Origin of the sequence: Shewanella abyssi (genome assembly GCF_023284025.1) — a bacterium.
GTDB classification, from domain to species: domain Bacteria; phylum Pseudomonadota; class Gammaproteobacteria; order Enterobacterales; family Shewanellaceae; genus Shewanella; species Shewanella abyssi.
The window spans coordinates 22433-40700 of the sequence record NZ_JAKIKR010000031.1; the positions used below are offsets into that span (position 1 = coordinate 22433).

Genomic DNA, 18268 nt, shown 5'->3' on the forward strand with positions numbered 1-18268 from the left:
ACGATTTACTCTTCAGCGCTAAACATGGCATTGCGCACCTAATTGACTCAACATTAACGCACTGCTGTCGAAGGTAATGGTATCTTTCATCGTTTGGCGTAAAAACGCATTCATGGCAGGTTGTAAACGGATGGCATTATCGACTTTAGGATCGCTTCCTTGGGTATAAGCCCCAATTGAAATCAGATCTTTATTCTGTTGATAAAGCGAGTAGATCTGCTTGACCCGGCGCATGGCTTCTAAATGCTCAGTGCTAATCACCATCGGCGCGACACGGCTAATTGATGCTTCAATATCAATCGCTGGGTAATGCCCAGAATCCGCCAGTGATCGTGATAATACAATATGGCCATCAAGAATTGCCCGGGATGCATCGGCGATAGGATCTTGTAGATCATCGCCCTCTGTCAGCACGGTGTAAAATGCGGTAATAGAGCCCTGCTTGCCGCTACCGTTGCCGGCACGTTCCACCAGTTTCGGCAGTTTAGCGAATACTGAAGGCGGATAACCTTTAGTGGCCGGCGGTTCCCCCACAGCCAGCGCGATCTCTCGCTGCGCTTGTGCGTAGCGGGTTAAGCTATCCATGAGTAATAGAACGCTATAGCCCAGATCACGAAAGTACTCGGCAATTCGAGTCGAGGTTTCACAAGCACGAAGTCGCATCAAGGGGGAAGTATCTGCCGGCGCAGCCACGACAACCGAGCGCGCTCGTCCTTCTGGACCTAAAATCTCTTCAATAAACTCTTTGACTTCTCGGCCACGTTCACCGACTAATCCCACCACAATAATGTCGGCGGTCGTGCCGCGAGTCATCATGCCCAGCAGCACACTCTTACCCACTCCAGAGCCTGCGAACAAGCCCATTCGTTGACCTTTGCCCACGGTCAACATCGCGTTAATCGCGCGCACGCCAACATCTAGCGGCTCGCTAATTGCGCGTCTGGCTAGCGGGTTGATTGCGGTTGTGTGGGTGGGCGCTTTTTGATCCGTTTGTAAATTACCTAAGCCATCGATTGGCAGACCGCTACCATCGAGTACTCGGCCTAACAATGCTAAACCCACACTCAGTCCAGACTGTTGCCCGAGTGGCGTCACTTTAGCGCCAGGCAATACACCGTTTAACTCTTCGATTGGCATCAAGTAAAGTAGTTCATCATCAAAACCTATCACTTCGGCAACTAGATCACCTGACATGGTTTCGATGGAGCAAAGACTGCCAACCGAGGCTCGACAACCTGTAGCTTCGAGCGTGAGGCCCACCACTCGGACTAATTGCCCGCTAGCTTCGGCCACAAAAGGGTTTACCTTTTTATGATGCTGCGCCAGTTTGCTACGCAGTCGGTGTTGGCGTGTCGGCATGTTCACCTTCGGTTATTGGAGGCTTTACGGGTGAAGGTTCCACCGCCGCGGCATTAGCAGTAGCCACTTCATCTGCAGTAGATTGATTGCTCTGGCGTTGATTACTTTCACTTTGATTGAGTAGCGCCTCCTGCTGCTCTTTGAGCTGCAGCAGATCTTGCTGGCTTTTCTCCAACTCAAAAAAGACATGTTGGATACGTGTATCGACAGTCATATCAATATGACTGCGGCCACTAGTGATGATGCAGTCACCCGCCGACAAGCTTGGGTCGGCTTCAATATCCCAGCGATTACGCTCCAACTGAGCCGCAGTGTATAAATTGCTAACTAAGGATTCGTCATCTGGTGACAGTCTAATATTCACTTTTTGTTCTTTTATCGGTAGAGAGTCAACACCTTGACGCAGTGCGCTTAAAATATGTTCAGGGTGGGTCTTAAGCTCATGACCAATCACGGCTTTGGCCAGACTCATTGCTGTCGACAACAGCTCTTTTTCGATTTCGGTATCTAAGATACTCAGCGGTTGCTCAAATTGGCTCAGCAGTGTTTCGAACCGTTGCAGCATCTCAGCGGATGCTTGTAGTCCCGCTTCAACCCCTTGTTCTTTTCCCTGCTCAAATCCCTCTGTATGGCCTTGTTCCAGCCCCTGCAAACGACCTTTTTCCAGTCCTTCGGCATGGCCGCTCTCTTGCCCCTGTACAAAACCTTCTTGCTCAGCATGAGCGCGAATATCTTCAATCTCTGTCAGCGTCGGCGGCAAAATAGCTTCCGCTTCGCTCTCATCTTTAACGTCAACATGCAAGCCATGACGGCCAAACATATTCAACGATGAACTATCAATCTCTTCTGTAATATCAGGAAGTTCCCAATGATCAAATTCATCAGTGGTATTTACCGTTACCCCTTTGGGCTCTTTTGGATCTGCCATTATAAGAACTCTTCACCGCTGCCGCCGCCGAGTATCAGCTCACCACTTTCACTAAGGCGACGTGCAATAGAGAGGATCTCTTTTTGGGCCACTTCCACTTCACTAATTCGAATCGGTCCCATTGCCTCTAGATCATCACGTAGTAGTTCAGCTGCGCGTTTAGACATATTGCTCAGTAACTTCTCTTTGAGTTGGTCGTCAGCACCTTTTAGCGCCTTCATCAACACATCTTGCTGGACTTCTCTCAGTAGGACCTGAATACCCATATCGTCAACATCACTGAGGTTTTCGAAGACAAACATTAAGTCTTGGATCTGTTGCGCCATCTCTTCGTCAGATTCGCGCATGGTTTCCATCAGGTGACTTTCAACGCCAGTATCGAGGTAATTCATGATGTTAGCGGCAGCTTTGAGACCACCCATCTTAGCGGCTTGTGCGCCACCTTGGCCGGCAAACTGTTTCTCCATAATATCGTTAAGCTCTTGCAGCGCTGCAGGTTGCACCTCTTCAAGGTTGGCAATTCGCATCATTAAGTCCAAACGAGTATTTTCTGGGAACTGGGCAAAGATCTCTGCCGCTTGGTCGGGTTCAAGATAAGACAACACTATGGTTTGAATTTGAGGGTGTTCGTTTTGGATAATGGTCGCCACCTGGCGCGCGTCCATCCACTTAAGGGAATCTAGCCCCTTAGCTCCGCTGCCCATAATAATCTGTTCGATAAGATTGCCAGCTTTGTCTTCACCCAAGGCCGCGGTTAGCGCTTTGCGAACAAACTCTTCACTGTTAAAGCCAATAGAGGAGTACTTTTGGATATCATCTAAAAACATCTTATGTACACCGATGACCTTCTCTTGACCAAAATCTTGCATCGCAGCCATGGCCATGCCCACCTTTTGCACCTGCTTCGGCTCAAGGTGTTTCAAGATAGAGGCGGCATCACTTTCGCTTAGACTCAGCAGCAAAATAGCCGTTTTATCAGTACCGCTTAAATCTTCAACTTTAAAGCCTGCAGCAGGTGCAACGGCTTGCACCTCAGGGCTAACATTATTTTTCATCGTCTAGTAACCAATTTTTCACGACTTGAGTCGATAGTTCAGGTTCATTCGCGACAATAGCGCGGATGGCTTTAATCATGTCATCATCTTTATGCAGATCGGGAATTAAAATAGACCCATCATCTGCATAACTATATTCAGCTTCGGGCCGCTCGAGCATGCCTAATGTATCAGCAGCATATTGGTCTTCAATCTCAGCGAGTTCATCACCCATTTTTGGCTCGTCAGGCATTTTTGTGCTATCAGGGTAAACGATACGTTTCAGCATTGGGCTGATAACAAAAATCACTATCACTAACGCAACTAACGTACCAAGCCCTAACTTAATCCCACGCCAGAACCAAGGTTGCTCCCATACTTCAGGTGCTGGAGCCTCTTCAATGAGCTGATCCATAAACGGTACCGTGACGACTTCAATCATGTCACCACGTTGAGTATTAAAACCTACAGCGCCTTCGATCAGCCGGCGAATATTAGCCAGTTCCAGTTCGGTTCGAGGCACTCTAGTCACACTACCATCTTCAGCAACCGGGGCATTTTTGAAATCAATGGCGACGGACACACTCACGCGTTTTAGGGTGCCAACTTGCTGGCGGGTATGACTTATGGTTTCATTGAGTTCATAGTTTCGGGTCGCTTCTTTATGACTATTGCCAGAGCGAACGGTTGTCGATTCAGTACCCACCTCTTGTGGAATATCTGCATTCATTGGTGGCTGGTTCGATAACGCCCCAGGAATGCCGCCGCTAGTGCCGCCGTTTGAATTGTTTTCAACGATCATCTCGCTGCGAAGTGCGGGCAGGTCGGGGTTATAACGCTTGGCTGTTTGCTCTACTGCAGTAAAGTCCATGCTAACGTCAACTTGAGAGGTGAAATTCTCAGGCCCTAAGATAGGCATCAAAATAGACTCAACCTTGTTACGATATTCAGACTCTTTTTGCTGCACGATTTCAAGCTCGCGACGGGCGATAGCGGAGACACCATCTTGGCTGCCAGAGTTAAGTAGACGGCCGTTTGAGTCAGTCACGGTGACTTTATTGGGTGCTAAGTTATGCACTGCAGAGGCCACAATATCAACAATCGAATCGACCTCTTCTTGGCCAAGACCGCCACGTCTTACATTGACGACCACTGTTGCACTCGGCTTTGAGCGATTGCGCGCAAAAACATTCTCTTTTGGTAACGCTAAGATAACTTTGGCGCGGCTAACACTTTTTAACTCTTCGATAGTTCTTGCCAGGTTTTGCTCTTGGCTATGTTTAAGGCGAGCTTGTTCCATTCGCTGGCTAACACCAAAACCGCTGTCTTTACTCAAATAGTCGTCGTTTGCAGTCGTCTGATCTAAACCCGCTCGGCTTAGCATCATTTTTACATCTTGGTATTTGTCTTCAGCGACTTTAACCACATCGCCTTGGATCTGGTATTTGATATTATTCTTATCAAGTTCGTCGAGTACTTGTACCATCTCTTGGGTACTCATCTGACCCAAAGGCCGATATTCAGGCTCTTGCGCCCATATCATCACAAAAACAGCCAATGCCAAGCAGATAGCTAACGCCAATATCATTGTCACTTGACGTAACATATCAATATTACCGATAGATCCCATCACACCCGGTTTATGTTCCTCTTGAACACCACCGGACTGCCCACCAGCAGCGACACTTGAACCTGTTCCTACGACCATTTCTGTACTCACAATTGCTACCTGTTGTTAGTGATTAAGGCCTAAACAGGCATACTCATAATGTCTTTATAAGCCTCTACCAGCTTATTGCGCACTTGCACTGTTGCTTCAAAAGCAACGCTAGACTTCTCACGTGCAATCACGGTATCAGATAATGTCACTGTGGTGTCGCCCATATCTAGGCGAGTGGCCAAATTAGCTGCACTTGATTGAAGTTCGCTCACATTTCCAACAGCTTGAGAGAGAAGTTGTCCAAAATCAGCACCGGAAGTGTTATTCACTTGGCGAGCAATACCTGTTTGGATCCCTTGAGTACCAATTTGGCCGTTAAGTGACTGCATCTCTTGCAGTAAAGAATTAGCGCCGATTTGCATAACTATCTCCCAATGTCGTTTTCTTGACGAAAAACTTATATTGAACTAGCTAAAGCAGAAATCGTGCCAGATTGTGGGAAGGTAGGAGAAAGGTATTAGGTATTAGGTATTAGGTTCTAGGTTCTAGGTTCTAGGTTCTAGGTTCTAGGTTCTAGCAAAGACGGTAACATCTTAGACGAACGGCCTAGGGCCTTACGGCACGCGACTGCGTCACTACGGAATGCTTCGCTTACGGTGAACACTAGAAAAGAGCAAAGCGACGGCATAAATGCCGACCTACAAAAGATAATCGTAAACACCAACATAAGCATTACAACACCGCTGTAGGTTGGGCTTTAGCCCATCAATCATTGCAATCGACCATGCTAACCGACGGCATAAATGCCGACCTACTTTAAAAGAAGGTGCTAGCAAAGCCTAAAATCAACATCAAAAGCCAAAGGGTGTTTGCTGTTGATTTCCTAGCAGGACGGAGTCCGTCCTAGCAGTGAGCTGGCGAACGTCCTTGTACCTAGGACCTTCTCAGCTTTTAGATAAGGTAAAATCTTAGACGAACTGCCTGCGGCCTTACGGCACGCGACTGCGTCACTACGGAACGCTTCGCTGACGGTAAAAACTAGAAAAGAGCAAAGCGACGGCATAAATGCCGACCTACAAAAGATAATCGTAAACACCAACATAAGCATTACAACACTGCTGTAGGTTGGGCTTTAGCCCATCAATCATTGCAATCGACCATGCTAACCAACGGCATAAATGCCGACCTACTTTAAAAGAAGGTTCTAGCAAAGCCTAAAATCAACATCAAAGCCAAAGGGTGTTTTCTGTTGATTTCCTAGCAGGACGGAGTCCGTCCTAGCAGTGAGCTGGCGAACGTCCTTGTACCTAGGACCTTCTCAGCTTTTAGATAAGGTAAAATCTTAGACGAACTGCCTGCGGCCTTACGGCACGCGACTGCGTCACTACGGAACGCTTCGCTGACGGTAAAAACTAGAAAAGAGCAAAGCGACGGCATAAATGCCGACCTACAAAAGATAATCGTAAACACCAACATAAGCATTACAACACCGCTGTAGGTTGGGCTTTAGCCCATCAATCATTGCAATCGACCATGCTAACCAACGGCATAAATGCCGACCTACTTTAAAAGAAGGTGCTAGCAAAACATAAAATCAACATCAAAGCCAAAGGGTGTTTTCTGTTGATTTCCTAGCAGGACGGAGTCCGTCCTAGCAGTGAGCTGGCGAACGTCCTTGTACCTAGGACCTTCTCAGCTTTTAGATAAGGTAAAATCTTAGACGAACTGCCTGCGGCCTTACGGCACGCGACTGCGTCACTACGGAACGCTTCGCTTACGGTGAACACTAGAAAAGAGCAAAGCGACGGCATAAATGCCGACCTACTGTAAAAGAAGGTCTCGAAGCGAAGCGCCCTGTTTTAAGCCGGTATTTGAATTCCTGAGTCGCGCATTTTTGCCATCTTATAACGTAAGGTGCGGGCGCTGATCCCCAACTTTTCGGCGACCGCTTTGCGACTGCCATTACACTGAGTCAAGGTTTCCAAAATAATCACATGTTCCTGTGCTTTAAGCTCATCGCCTAATCCATCAAGCTCTACAGACTTAACCTCTTCAACCGCTACCGCTTCCGCTGTCAGCTGAATGTCACAAGAATCGATAATAATGTCAGCAACCGTTATTTCGTTTGAAACACTTAGAATAAGCGCTCGCTGCACCACGTTGTCCAGTTCACGTACATTGCCCGGCCAACGATGAGTTAATAAGCGCCGCGTAGCACACTCAGCCAGTACCGGGACTTCTGGTTTATTCATCGCTAAAGAGTGACGATGAATCAAGTGTCTCGCTAAAGGTAAAATGTCTGCTGGACGCTGATTTAGCGCTGGCCAAGTTAATGGAAATACGTTGATGCGATAATAAAGGTCTTCTCTAAACTCTCCCGATGCCGCCAACGCTTTTAAGTCGCGATTTGAAGTAGCTAATACCCGTACATTAAGTTTGATGGTTTTACGGCCACCTAATCGCTCCACTTCGCGCTCTTGCAGTACCCGCAGTAGCTTGGCTTGTAAGCCTACTTCCATCTCTGAAATTTCATCAAGCAGTAACGTACCGCCTTGGGCCTGTTCAAATTTACCAGGGCAAGCTTGATAAGCGCCAGTAAAAGCGCCTTTCTCATAACCAAATAGCGTGGCTTCGAGCATGTTTTCAGGAATGGCGGCGCAGTTTATCGCGACAAAGGGCTCTGTAGCACGACGACTGTGTTGATGAATATAGCGCGCTAGCACCTCTTTACCGCTGCCACTAGGGCCCATGATCATAACCGATGCATCAGATACCGCCACTCGCTGCGCCAACGCCAATAACGCTAAACTCTTTTCATCCGCGACGACAGGGTTGCCTGTCGTAGATTTTGCAGGCAGGTATCGTGATACCTGATTAAGAAGCACTTCTGGCGAAAATGGTTTTGCTAAGTAATCGACAGCTCCTAGCTTCATCGCGTTAACCGCATTGTCGATAGTCGCATAGGCCGTCATTAATAACATAGGCACTTTCGGGTGATGCTGTTGTAGGTAATTGAGCAAGCCTAAACCACCAATCCCCTCCATTTGCACATCGCTTATAACCATATCAAATGTGTCACTTTTTAACGCTAAAATGCCCGCTTCAGCCGAGCCGACATCGACGCACTCATATTGCGCTAGCATAAGCGTGTCCAACAATGCTTCACGTAATGATGCATCATCTTCAACTAACAGTAATTTACCTTCAGACATGCGCTTATGCTCCGCCAACAGTGTCAGTGAACTCTTGCGCAGTCACTAAAGGGAATTTAAGCGAGGCGGTACAACCTTCGCCACCATGACAACTAAACTGCATAAGACCACCATGATTGTTTACCACCGATTGCACGACTGCGAGCCCGAGTCCTGTGCCTTGGGGCTTAGTCGTAAAAAAAGGTTCAAGCACTTGTTGCTGCATATCAGCATCTAACCCTTTACCGTTATCGATCACATCCACATGCAGCGCGGTGGCCGTATCAAAGGCCTTTATCTCTATCTGTGTCGCGCCAGCTTCAATACTATTAACCACTAGATTATTTATCGCGGAACTTAACGCAGAGTCATTGGCTCGAATGCGCTGAGTTGACTGATTATCAAAACTAAGTTGGCAGCCTTTTTGCGCCGAAATGGGTTCACAGTTATTGAGCACACTATCAATCACCTCTTCAATCGAGACGATAACATCCAGCTCCTGCTGACGACCTTTTGCCATTAGCAGCATGTCATTTACTTGATGTTCCAGCTCGTTGAGTCTATCGACCAACTTGCCTTGAAAACGTTTTCTAGCCGTATCTGATATTTTTGGGCTGGCAAGGTTTGAGGCATACAACAAGGCGGCACTCAGTGGCGTACGTACTTGATGTGCCAATGTCGCCACCATTTTGCCTAACGCTGACAACCTTTGCAGGTGTGATAAGTTCTTTTGCAGTAAACGCGTTTCAGTCAAATCAGTTAATACAATTAACTGTCCCGGCTCTGGGGTTAATGGCGTAATCGCCAACTTAACGCGGCGGCCATTACGCAGTGACACCTCATGACCATCATCATCTTTTGGTGAGAATGCTTGATTGATCACTTTAAACCAGCGCAGCCCTTCAAGCGGTCCGCCAAGCAACTCTATCGCGACCGGATTTGCGTCGGTCACTATACCGTCGCCATTAATGATCACCACTCCCGACGGCATCGCCTGCAGAATATGCTCCATACGGTTGGACATATTTGCCGCTTGCTGAACATCGACCAATTGCGGACGACTGGCTGTTAGCGCATCAAATTGTGGCTGGGGGACTGCGGACATAATGACTCCGTCAAAAAAACTGCATTTGACGGGATAAAGCAGGTTTCGTGCCACAATAAGAACATAGGCCCTAGATCATGGCTGCGCCATTGCGAGGACGCTTCGCTACTAGGACGTTCGCCAGCTCACTGCTAGGACGGACTACGTCCTGCTAGGAAATCAACAGAAAACACCCTTTGGCTTTTGATGTTGATTTTATGCTTTGTTAGAACCTTCTTTTAAAGTAGGTCGGCATTTATGCCGTCGCTTTGCTCTTTTCTATTTTTCACCGTAAGCGAAGCGTTCCGTAGTGACGAAGTCGCGCGCCGTAAGGCCCTAGGCCGTTCGTCTAAGATTTTACCGTATCTGAAAGCTGAGAAGGTACTAGGGCGTTCGCCAGCTCACTGCTAGGACGGACTACGTCCTGCTAGGAAATCAACAGAAAACACTCTTTGGCTTTTATGTTGATGTTGATTTTATGCTTTGCTAGAACCTTCTTTTAAAGTAGGTCGGCATTTATGCCGTCGGTTAGCATGGTCGATTGCAATGATTGATGGGCTAAAGCCCAACCTACAGCGGTGTTGTAATGCTTATGTTGGTGTTCACGATTATCTTTTGTAGGTCGGCATTTATGCCGTCGCTTTGCTCTTTTCTAGTTTTACCGTAAGCGAAGCGTGCCGTAAGGCCCTAGGCCGTTCGTCTAAGATTTTACCGTATCTGAAAGCTGAGAAGGTCCTAGGTACTAGGACGGACTACGTCCTGCTAGGAAATCAACAGAAAACACCCTTTGGCTTTTGATGTTGATGTTGATGTTGATGTTGATTTTATGCTTTGCTAGAACCTAATACCTACGTTCCTTTAGAACTACACAAAAATAGCGCAAAAAAAATGCGACACCAGAAGTGTCGCATTGTTTCTCCAGAAAGCATTAGTCTAAAACTAGTCTTTCCCTAAACCATATTTACGCATTTTCTCGACCAGAGTGGTACGACGAATACCCAGCATTTCTGCTGCGCGAGCAACCACACTGTCTTGTTGATCTAATGCTTGTCTAATCATGTCGATTTCAAGTTCAGCTAACAAATCTTTTAGGTTTACCCCTTCTGGAGGTAACTCACTTGGGAAGCGAGACTCTGGGATATCGATTGGCTCGTCATCATTAAAGATAGAGGCTAGCGCATCACGCTCAAGCTCCTCTTCACTGACTTCTATACAATATTCTGGCACATCGATATGACGATACTTAACCGGCAAGTCATTAACATCAACCAAGCCACCAGGATATAAGATCGTTAAGCGCTCGACTAAGTTAGATAACTCACGAACATTACCAGCCCAAGCATGCTCTTTAAGCGACTCTATCGCACGCTGTGTAAAACGAACTCGGCCGCGGCCTTCGTTATAAACTCGGCTAATCAGTTCTTGCAATAATAATGGGATATCTTCTTTGCGTTCACACAAAGCTGGCATCTCTATTGGAAAAACATTCAAGCGGTAATAGAGATCTTCTCTAAAGCTGCCCTCTACAATCATGGTTTCAAGATTTCTGTGTGTCGCCGCAACGACTCTCACGTCAGCTGCAATAGACTTGCTACCACCAACACGTTCGAACATTCGTTCTTGCAATACACGCAGCAGCTTAACCTGCATTTGCAGTGGCATATCGCCTATTTCATCAAGAAACAACGTGCCTTTTTCTGCTAATTCGAATCGACCTTTACGGGCACTTATCGCGCCGGTAAATGAACCTTTTTCGTGGCCAAACAGTTCGCTTTCTAATAACTCGGCAGGTATTGCACCACAGTTAACGGGAATAAAAGGACCATCACGGCGATCTGAAATATAATGAATATTTCGTGCAACAACCTCTTTGCCGGTACCTGATTGTCCAAGGATTAACACTGTGGCTTCAGAACTGGCAACTTGGCTTATGAGGTGACGCACACTGGCAATACCTTCACTGCGGCCGACGAGGCTACGAAACAGTTTAGTTTGATTGGCACTGGTGGGCACTTCGGGACGCTTCACTTGGCCATAGACTTGGCAGAAGTGAAGTAACTCAGTGAGCTGAGGATAATTTAGTGGTTCTTCGATACAGCCAAGAATATTCGAGGCTTTCAAGCCATCGACTTCACCCAACTGCAAAAATGGCTGCCACGGAAGTGCTCCGGCCAAAGACTGGATAAGTTCTTTTGATTGGTTCTCAGCAGGTAAAACAATCGCGCGAAAACGCGTATGTTTAGTATGCAGTTCAAGTTTATCGAAACCGATCAACTCGACTTGCTCACCTAAAAACTCAAAGACACATGACAAGCGATTAATTCGCTCTGACTGGTTACCCACAAGTAAAATTCGTTGATCTGTTTGCATCATTCCGAAGGCCGTTAAGGCGTATATGTATCAGCGCATTAATTATTAGTGTTCGTTGCTTATTTCAAGCCGATAGCTTCTTTCAAAGAAATCTTATCAAATTCACTACCAAATTGAATAGTGTATTATCGGCTCGCCATAAGCAAGCCTCCGATGAACTTTATGAGAAACTGGATCCATTTTGATTAAAAACTCAGCAACAGCTAATTTAGCGGTGACAAGTTTTTGACAAATGTCAAAAAGGAGTGACCAACCACCCCCCCTCTTTTAGCCCCAAATAAACCTCACGACAATCATTAGCTTTCAGAAGATAACTCATGTAGTTCAATTGGGATTGCATCCCAAGCTTCCTTAATCGTGCGTAAAATACCTGCTGCATCATCAATGGCTTGTACATCGTTATTGATGTTTGCATCAGATATTCTCTGCAGCATAAAGTCATAGAGCGAGTTTAGGTTATTGGCAACATCACCTTCAGCTTCCATATTAAGACTGCTGTTAAGCCCAGCAACTATGCTAACGGCTTTGCCTAGACTCACGCCTTTAAACTCCAAGTTGTTTTGCTCTATGGCATAACGTCCCTGTGCTAGGCGCTCTAATGCACCTGCAAACATCATTTGGATCACTTTATGGGGTGAAGCAACTGCAATACTGCTATCTAGCGAAACCTTTCTATATGATTGAAGCGAACCTCTCATAACTACCTACCTATTTGAATCTATTGTTTTATATAAGTTAGTTTGGTGTTTACCTTTACGCATGCCTCGTAATAAGGCTTCGCGATCGGCTAAGACTTTTTCTGCCCGACGTTCAAATTCCAACGTTTTGTCCACCAGTGCTTGCAGGTAAGTTCGGTCTTCGAACTGACTATCGGCCACTATTTGACCTATCAAAATTTGACGCGCACTAATGACCTCCTGCAATTTAAGTACCAAAGTGTCACTAATATCATCTTCGAACTGAATATTCTCTAGTTTTTCGAGTAATTCAGTCATGGCGGTATCGACTGTAGCTAGTTGAGGATTAATTTCAGTCGCGGGGATAGTTGGGGTAATCATAAGGCATTCACTTCATCGGTTTCTTTTTTTAGCATTATCAAATAATAACGGCACACTATTTTACATAGCTCTTTTGCAGCAAAAGATTATTGCCGTTAGGATCATCGAAAATTGAATCAACTCTTAATGGTTAATGCACAGCTACTTTTGTGGAACCACACCAGGCAGTGACGCTAAGCGAGTAGCTAAGTCGGCAGACTGTGCACTCAAGTTAGCCACGATTAAGTCCATTGCATTAAACTGCTTTAGCAGTCTTGCTTCATAAGAACCCATTTTGCGTGCAAGCTGCTCACGGCTTTCGGTAATACGTAATATCTGATTATCTAAGGTCTCGTCACGACTGTCGATGGTGCCACCTGTTTGCACGTAGGTTTCGACTAAACCATCAAGCCTTGCTGCTAGCCCGGTATCCTCGGCGCTAAACATATCCTTAATCTGTGTCATGTCGTTCTCTAACGCAGTTTTAAGGATTTCATCATCAATCTCCAATGTGCCCTGTTGAGTAGTTTTAACACCAATATTGGCTAACATGGTGGCACCATCTTCAGAATCAAAACTACTCGATAAAACACCACGAAGCTGACTCTGAATACTGCGGATCATCGAGTCGCCCTGTAAAACACCCGCCTTTTTTGTATCCGCATCATAACCCGATAGATTCGACACTGTCTCCATCAAAGCATTGTATGACTCGACAAATGCTTCAACGCTTTTCTCGACAGATGCGGTGTCTGCAGACACAGTTAATTGGGTACTTTTACTCAGATCTGCATCTGATATTGTGATGCTGACACCGGTAATGACATCTTCTACCGTATTACTGCTAGAGGTCACTTTAAGGCCATCGACATAAAGTACCGCATCTTTGGCTGCACTTAATTCTGTCATGGTAAAGGTATCAACTAGGCCAGTGCCGCCATCAGTGTCTGCTGCGGTCACTGTAATCAGCTTATCCGTTCCGGTTTTGTCTGATGTCATCACCAGTTGTGGACCATTGTCACCGTTAATGATGGTGGCAGTTACGCCAACATTATCTTCAGCATCGTTGATTTTTTGCATCACGGTTTCAAGGGAGTCGCCCGCAACGACATCAATACTAAAGTCAGCACCATCAACCCCAAAGGTTAATGAGCCTTCACCCAACGCAGCGGTCGCATCGGCAACAGGCGCAGAGCCAAGTTTTTGACTCTCAGCTAACTGCTCTACTTCAACTTTGTAACTACCGGCGACTGCATTTGCATCCGCGGTAGCACTGATAAAATCATTGTTCGACAGTTTGACTTTTCGAGCGATAAAGGTATCTGGGTCGGTTAATTTTTCTAGGCTGTCTTGAAATGCTGTTAGAGCACTTTTAAGTGTACCCATTGCTGATATTTCCGTACTAAGCTTGCCCTCATCAGCATCAAATTTAGCCACCTTGGGCGCACTTTCGGCTTGTACCAATGCCGACACAATGCCATTAATGTCCATTCCCGAGCCTATACCAACCGATGTTAATCCCATGACAACCTCAATACGCTAATACAAAAAACATGAACAAATATGAAAAAAATAGACAACAGCAACTCTACCTACACTTGGGTAGACATCAGTAAGCCATCCATCTCAGCCATTTTTTCATGCAATTTAATGGCCAACTCTAATGCTTCTTCGTTGGGGATCTGTCTGATGAGCTCACCCGTGTCTATATCCAGTACACTAACGACCTGAGTCCCCAGTGAGTCATCGACCTTAAAAGTGAGGCCTTTGCGTAACATGGCCATCATATCAGAAAGTTTGGCTGCAACCTCTTCCATCTCTTCAAGTGACTCAGTCGCTTGCTCTGCCTCTTCAAGCTTCGCTAACTCCTGCGCTTTTACGGATTGCTCAATGACATTAACGGTATTGCCATCTTGCAGTTTATTGACGGTCTCAGCCCTGGATAATGCATGACTCGACTCTTGTTTCTGACTTGGTAACTGGCTCTGAGTTTTAGTTATCTCAATTGCTATCTGCGCTGCAGAGCTGCTGGATAAGTTAAGTTCCATTTTCACCACTCCTGTCTTTCATTATTATAAGTCGGCTAGATAGTTGCGAGAACCACTATATTGCCTGAAAGCTCCGCTGACATCACACCTTGTTAAACCAGCCCTTTGAACTCTCTTAAAGGACTCATTAGAACGGCCTTTCTAGCAATTTAAAACATTAAAGGGAGAGTCGTTGCCGACCCTCCCTTTAATCAATTAGCTAATGTTCAGCTTTGTTTATTAACATAAGGTCAAACCTTAGCTTTACTTAAGTTAGTGACTTAAGGTTTACAGCAGTGACAATGCAGCTTGTGGTAACTGGTTAGCCTGTGCAAGCATTGCTGAAGATGTTTGCGATAGAATTTGCTGCTTAGTTAGCTCAGCAGTCTCTTTAGCAAAGTCCACATCTTGAATACGGCTACGGGCATCTGACACGTTAGTTTGTACGTTATTCAAGTTATTAATGGTAAAGTTCATTCGGTTTTGTACCGCACCTAAGTCAGCACGGTTACTATCGATACTTGCAATAGCGGAGTCAATGACTGCTAGCGCATCTTGTGCACCTTGCTCACTAGTGATATCAACATCACGTATAGTAGATAATGCAGAATTTGTACCTGCAGCAGTTATCGCACCTGTTGTACCACTGACAGTGAATGCATCAGTTGATGAAAATTCAAGCTCAGAGTTAACTACGACACCAGCAGCGTCAACAGTAGCAGCTGCACCAGCTGTACCGTTAGTCACGGTAGCCATAGTCATAGTGCCACCTGCTGGACCAACCGCTTTAATACCAGCAACATCATCAGCGGTAATACTTAGCTTACCAGTACCTGAATCAAAGCTAGCAGAGTGACCATCTTTACCAATCGCCGTGGCTAGATCTTCCATGCTACCGTTGAACTTGCTTAAGTCGTATGAATCAGTGCCAATTTCAAGTGTGCCATTATCCGCAGCAGTCATACCTGCAATTTCAACAGAAGCTTTAGTTGAGACTTCAACCCCTGTACCCAGCGCATTAAGAGCTTCAGATGCTGCTTTAGCATCCATACCCGAAATATCAGTCGCAACAGATGTACCACTTGGGCCGCTCACTACGACGTCAGAAGCACCTGTAGCCGCGCCAAATGCAAGACCTGCTGCTGCAGCGCTACCGAATACAGAACCAGCACCTGTTTTCTGATTTTGCCCAATGGCGTTAGCTGATACATCGCTAAGTGACAGCGAGATAGTTTGGTTAGCTTCTGAACCCACTTGGAAATTTTGCGTACCGTAGCTACCGTCTAGTAATTTTTGGCCACCAAATGATGTTTGGTCAGCAATACGCGTCAACTCACTTTGTAAAGAAGACATCTCTTTTTGCATTGCGCCACGATCTTCAGTTGAGTTTGAACCGTTAGCTGATTGTAGTGAAAGGTCACGCATACGCTGGAGGATGTTAGTCGACTCCTGCATCGCGCCTTCAGCTGTTTGTGCGATAGAGATACCGTCATTGGCGTTACGCATAGCGACACCAATACCGTTGATTTGGCTAGTCATACGGTTAGAAATTTGTAGGCCCGCTGCATCATCTTTTGCACTGTTAATGCGTAGACCTGATGCCAAACGCTCCATAGAGGTTTTTTGATTGCTTCCCGCGCTGTTTAAGTTACTTTGCGCTTTCATTGACGTAACGTTAGTGTTTACTGAAATAGCCATTATTAATTCCCTCTTACCTTGCTTTAGACTGTACTAAACAACAGTACTTATATTAGTGCCTGTCTATCTAAAGCCAGGCGAATCATGTTGGTTACAGTATCTATAACGGCACCTTCTTTTTAACCTTTAGCCTTTATTTTGAATTTTACAAAAAAAATATTTAAAACGATATAAAACAACGATATAACTAATATTAGATATTATGATGATCACGCTTTGACCTAAGCTGTTGAACTTGAGATAGCACAAATCAGAAGGAGAAATAGGATAATAAGCAGAAATAAACACAGTCAATCAAGACAACCTTCGGTTTTCCTACAACAAAAAAAGCTTCGATGAGATCATCGAAGCTTTTTAGTTTTACCTGCATCTATTAAGGCCATGCAAAAACCACCACTAACTCAACCCGCCAACAATTAACCCAATAGCGATAGCGCAGCTTGTGGTAACTGGTTAGCCTGTGCAAGCATTGCTGAAGAGGTTTGCGATAGAATTTGCTGCTTAGTTAGCTCGGCAGTTTCCTTGGCAAAATCCACATCTTGAATACGGCTACGCGCATCAGACACGTTGGTTTGTACGTTGCTCAAGTTGTTGATGGTAAAGTTCATCCGGTTTTGAACTGCACCTAGATCGGCACGATTACTATCGATGCTTGCAATTGCAGAGTCGATAACAGCTAGCGCATCTTGTGCACCTTGCTCACTAGTGATATCAACATCACGTATTGTTGATAAGCTAGATGTCGTTCCCGCCCCAGTAATTGCACCGCTGGTACCAGCTACTGTAAATGCGTCGGTTGATGAGAACTTAAGCTCTGCATTGACAACTACACCACCCACGTCAACGGTGTCTGCAACGCCTGCCGTACCATTAGTCACAGTCGCAATGGTCATTGTACCACCGGCAGGGCCAACGGCTTTTATCCCAGCAACATCATCTGCAGAAATACTTAGCTTACCAGTGCCTGAATCAAAGCTAGCTGAGTGACCATCTTTCCCGATCGCAGTGGCTAAATCTTCCATGCTACCGTTGAATTTGCTTAAGTCGTATGAATCGGTGCCAATTTCAAGCGTACCGTTGTCGGCCGCAGTCATACCAGCAATCTCAACCGTTGTCTTTGTTGAAACTTCAACACCGGTACCCAGTGCATTTAGTGCTTCAGAAGCCGCTTTTGCATCCATAGCGGAGATATCGGTCGCTACCGATGTGCCTGTCGGGCCACTTAAAATAATATCCGTTGCAGCCGTCGCGGTGCCATATGCTGTACCAGCAGCCGCTGCAGCACCAAATACAGAACCTGCACCGGTTTTTTGATTCTGCCCAATAGCATTAGACGACACGTCATTAAGTGATAAGGAAATTGTTTGATTCGCTTCAGAGCCTACTTGGAAATTCTGAGTACCATAGCTACCATCTATTAGTTTTTGGCCACCAAAAGAGGTTGTGTCAGCAATACGGGTTAATTCAGATTGTAGTGATGACATCTCTTTTTGCATTGCGCCGCGATCTTCAACTGAGTTTGAACCGTTAGCCGATTGCAGTGACAAGTCACGCATACGCTGGAGGATGTTTGTCGACTCCTGCATTGCGCCTTCAGCTGTTTGTGCAATAGAGATACCGTCATTGGCGTTACGCATGGCCACACCTATACCGTTGATCTGGCTGGTCATACGGTTAGAAATTTGTAGACCGGCAGCATCATCTTTGGCACTGTTAATGCGTAGACCTGAAGACAAACGCTCCATTGATGTCTGCTGATCAGTGCTAGCTCGGTTCATGTTGGTTTGGGCTTTCATTGATGTGACATTAGTATTAACGCTAATAGCCATGGTGTAATCCTCTTCTTAGTGGGTTTGCCAAGATTGGTTACTCGGCTAAAA

Annotated in this window: 14 protein-coding genes; all 14 read right to left on the minus strand. The window is 45.9% G+C overall.

Features of this window, described 5'->3' with window-relative positions; genetic code table 11:
- Positions 1–18: 18 nt before the first annotated feature.
- Complete coding sequence (fliI, locus tag L2755_RS13855) at positions 19–1359, minus strand: flagellar protein export ATPase FliI (RefSeq protein WP_248981277.1); 1341 nt, start codon at positions 1357–1359, stop codon at positions 19–21.
- Complete coding sequence (gene fliH / locus L2755_RS13860) at positions 1331–2287, minus strand: flagellar assembly protein FliH (RefSeq protein WP_248981278.1); 957 nt, start codon at positions 2285–2287, stop codon at positions 1331–1333. Before fliH ends, fliI begins: the two co-directional genes overlap by 29 nt.
- Entirely contained in the window at positions 2287–3342 is a 1056-nt protein-coding gene (gene fliG / locus L2755_RS13865; RefSeq protein ID WP_248981279.1) for a flagellar motor switch protein FliG, read from the minus strand. Before fliG ends, fliH begins: the two co-directional genes overlap by 1 nt.
- A complete protein-coding gene (gene fliF, locus L2755_RS13870; RefSeq protein ID WP_248981305.1) occupies positions 3332–5029 on the minus strand; it encodes a flagellar basal-body MS-ring/collar protein FliF in 1698 nt (565 codons plus the stop codon). The genes fliG and fliF overlap by 11 nt, the downstream gene beginning before the upstream one ends.
- Positions 5030–5070: 41 nt before the next feature.
- Positions 5071–5403, minus strand: coding sequence for a flagellar hook-basal body complex protein FliE (gene fliE, locus L2755_RS13875; RefSeq protein ID WP_248981280.1), 333 nt, complete (start codon positions 5401–5403; stop codon positions 5071–5073).
- 1437 nt (positions 5404–6840) lie between these two features.
- Entirely contained in the window at positions 6841–8193 is a 1353-nt protein-coding gene (locus L2755_RS13880; RefSeq protein ID WP_248981281.1) for a sigma-54-dependent transcriptional regulator, read from the minus strand.
- A gap of 4 nt (positions 8194–8197) precedes the next feature.
- Positions 8198–9277, minus strand: coding sequence for a sensor histidine kinase (locus L2755_RS13885; protein ID WP_248981282.1), 1080 nt, complete (start codon positions 9275–9277; stop codon positions 8198–8200).
- 918 nt (positions 9278–10195) lie between these two features.
- Positions 10196–11629 carry a sigma-54 dependent transcriptional regulator gene (locus L2755_RS13890; RefSeq protein ID WP_283102835.1) on the minus strand — a complete coding sequence of 478 codons (1434 nt, stop codon included), beginning with the start codon at positions 11627–11629 and terminating at the stop codon, positions 10196–10198.
- A gap of 293 nt (positions 11630–11922) precedes the next feature.
- The gene (gene fliS, locus L2755_RS13895) at positions 11923–12324 is read right to left on the minus strand and encodes a flagellar export chaperone FliS (RefSeq protein ID WP_248981283.1); all 402 of its coding nucleotides are present in this window, start codon (positions 12322–12324) and stop codon (positions 11923–11925) included.
- A 6-nt stretch (positions 12325–12330) separates the two neighbouring features.
- Entirely contained in the window at positions 12331–12684 is a 354-nt protein-coding gene (locus tag L2755_RS13900) for a flagella biosynthesis chaperone for FliD, FliT (protein ID WP_248981284.1), read from the minus strand.
- 141 nt (positions 12685–12825) lie between these two features.
- Entirely contained in the window at positions 12826–14187 is a 1362-nt protein-coding gene (gene fliD / locus L2755_RS13905; protein WP_248981285.1) for a flagellar filament capping protein FliD, read from the minus strand.
- 68 nt (positions 14188–14255) lie between these two features.
- Positions 14256–14711, minus strand: coding sequence for a flagellar protein FlaG (locus L2755_RS13910; RefSeq protein WP_248981286.1), 456 nt, complete (start codon positions 14709–14711; stop codon positions 14256–14258).
- A 267-nt stretch (positions 14712–14978) separates the two neighbouring features.
- Entirely contained in the window at positions 14979–16388 is a 1410-nt protein-coding gene (locus L2755_RS13915) for a flagellin (RefSeq protein WP_248981287.1), read from the minus strand.
- 416 nt (positions 16389–16804) lie between these two features.
- The gene (locus L2755_RS13920; protein WP_248981288.1) at positions 16805–18217 is read right to left on the minus strand and encodes a flagellin; all 1413 of its coding nucleotides are present in this window, start codon (positions 18215–18217) and stop codon (positions 16805–16807) included.
- Between the last annotated feature and the right edge of the window lie 51 nt (positions 18218–18268).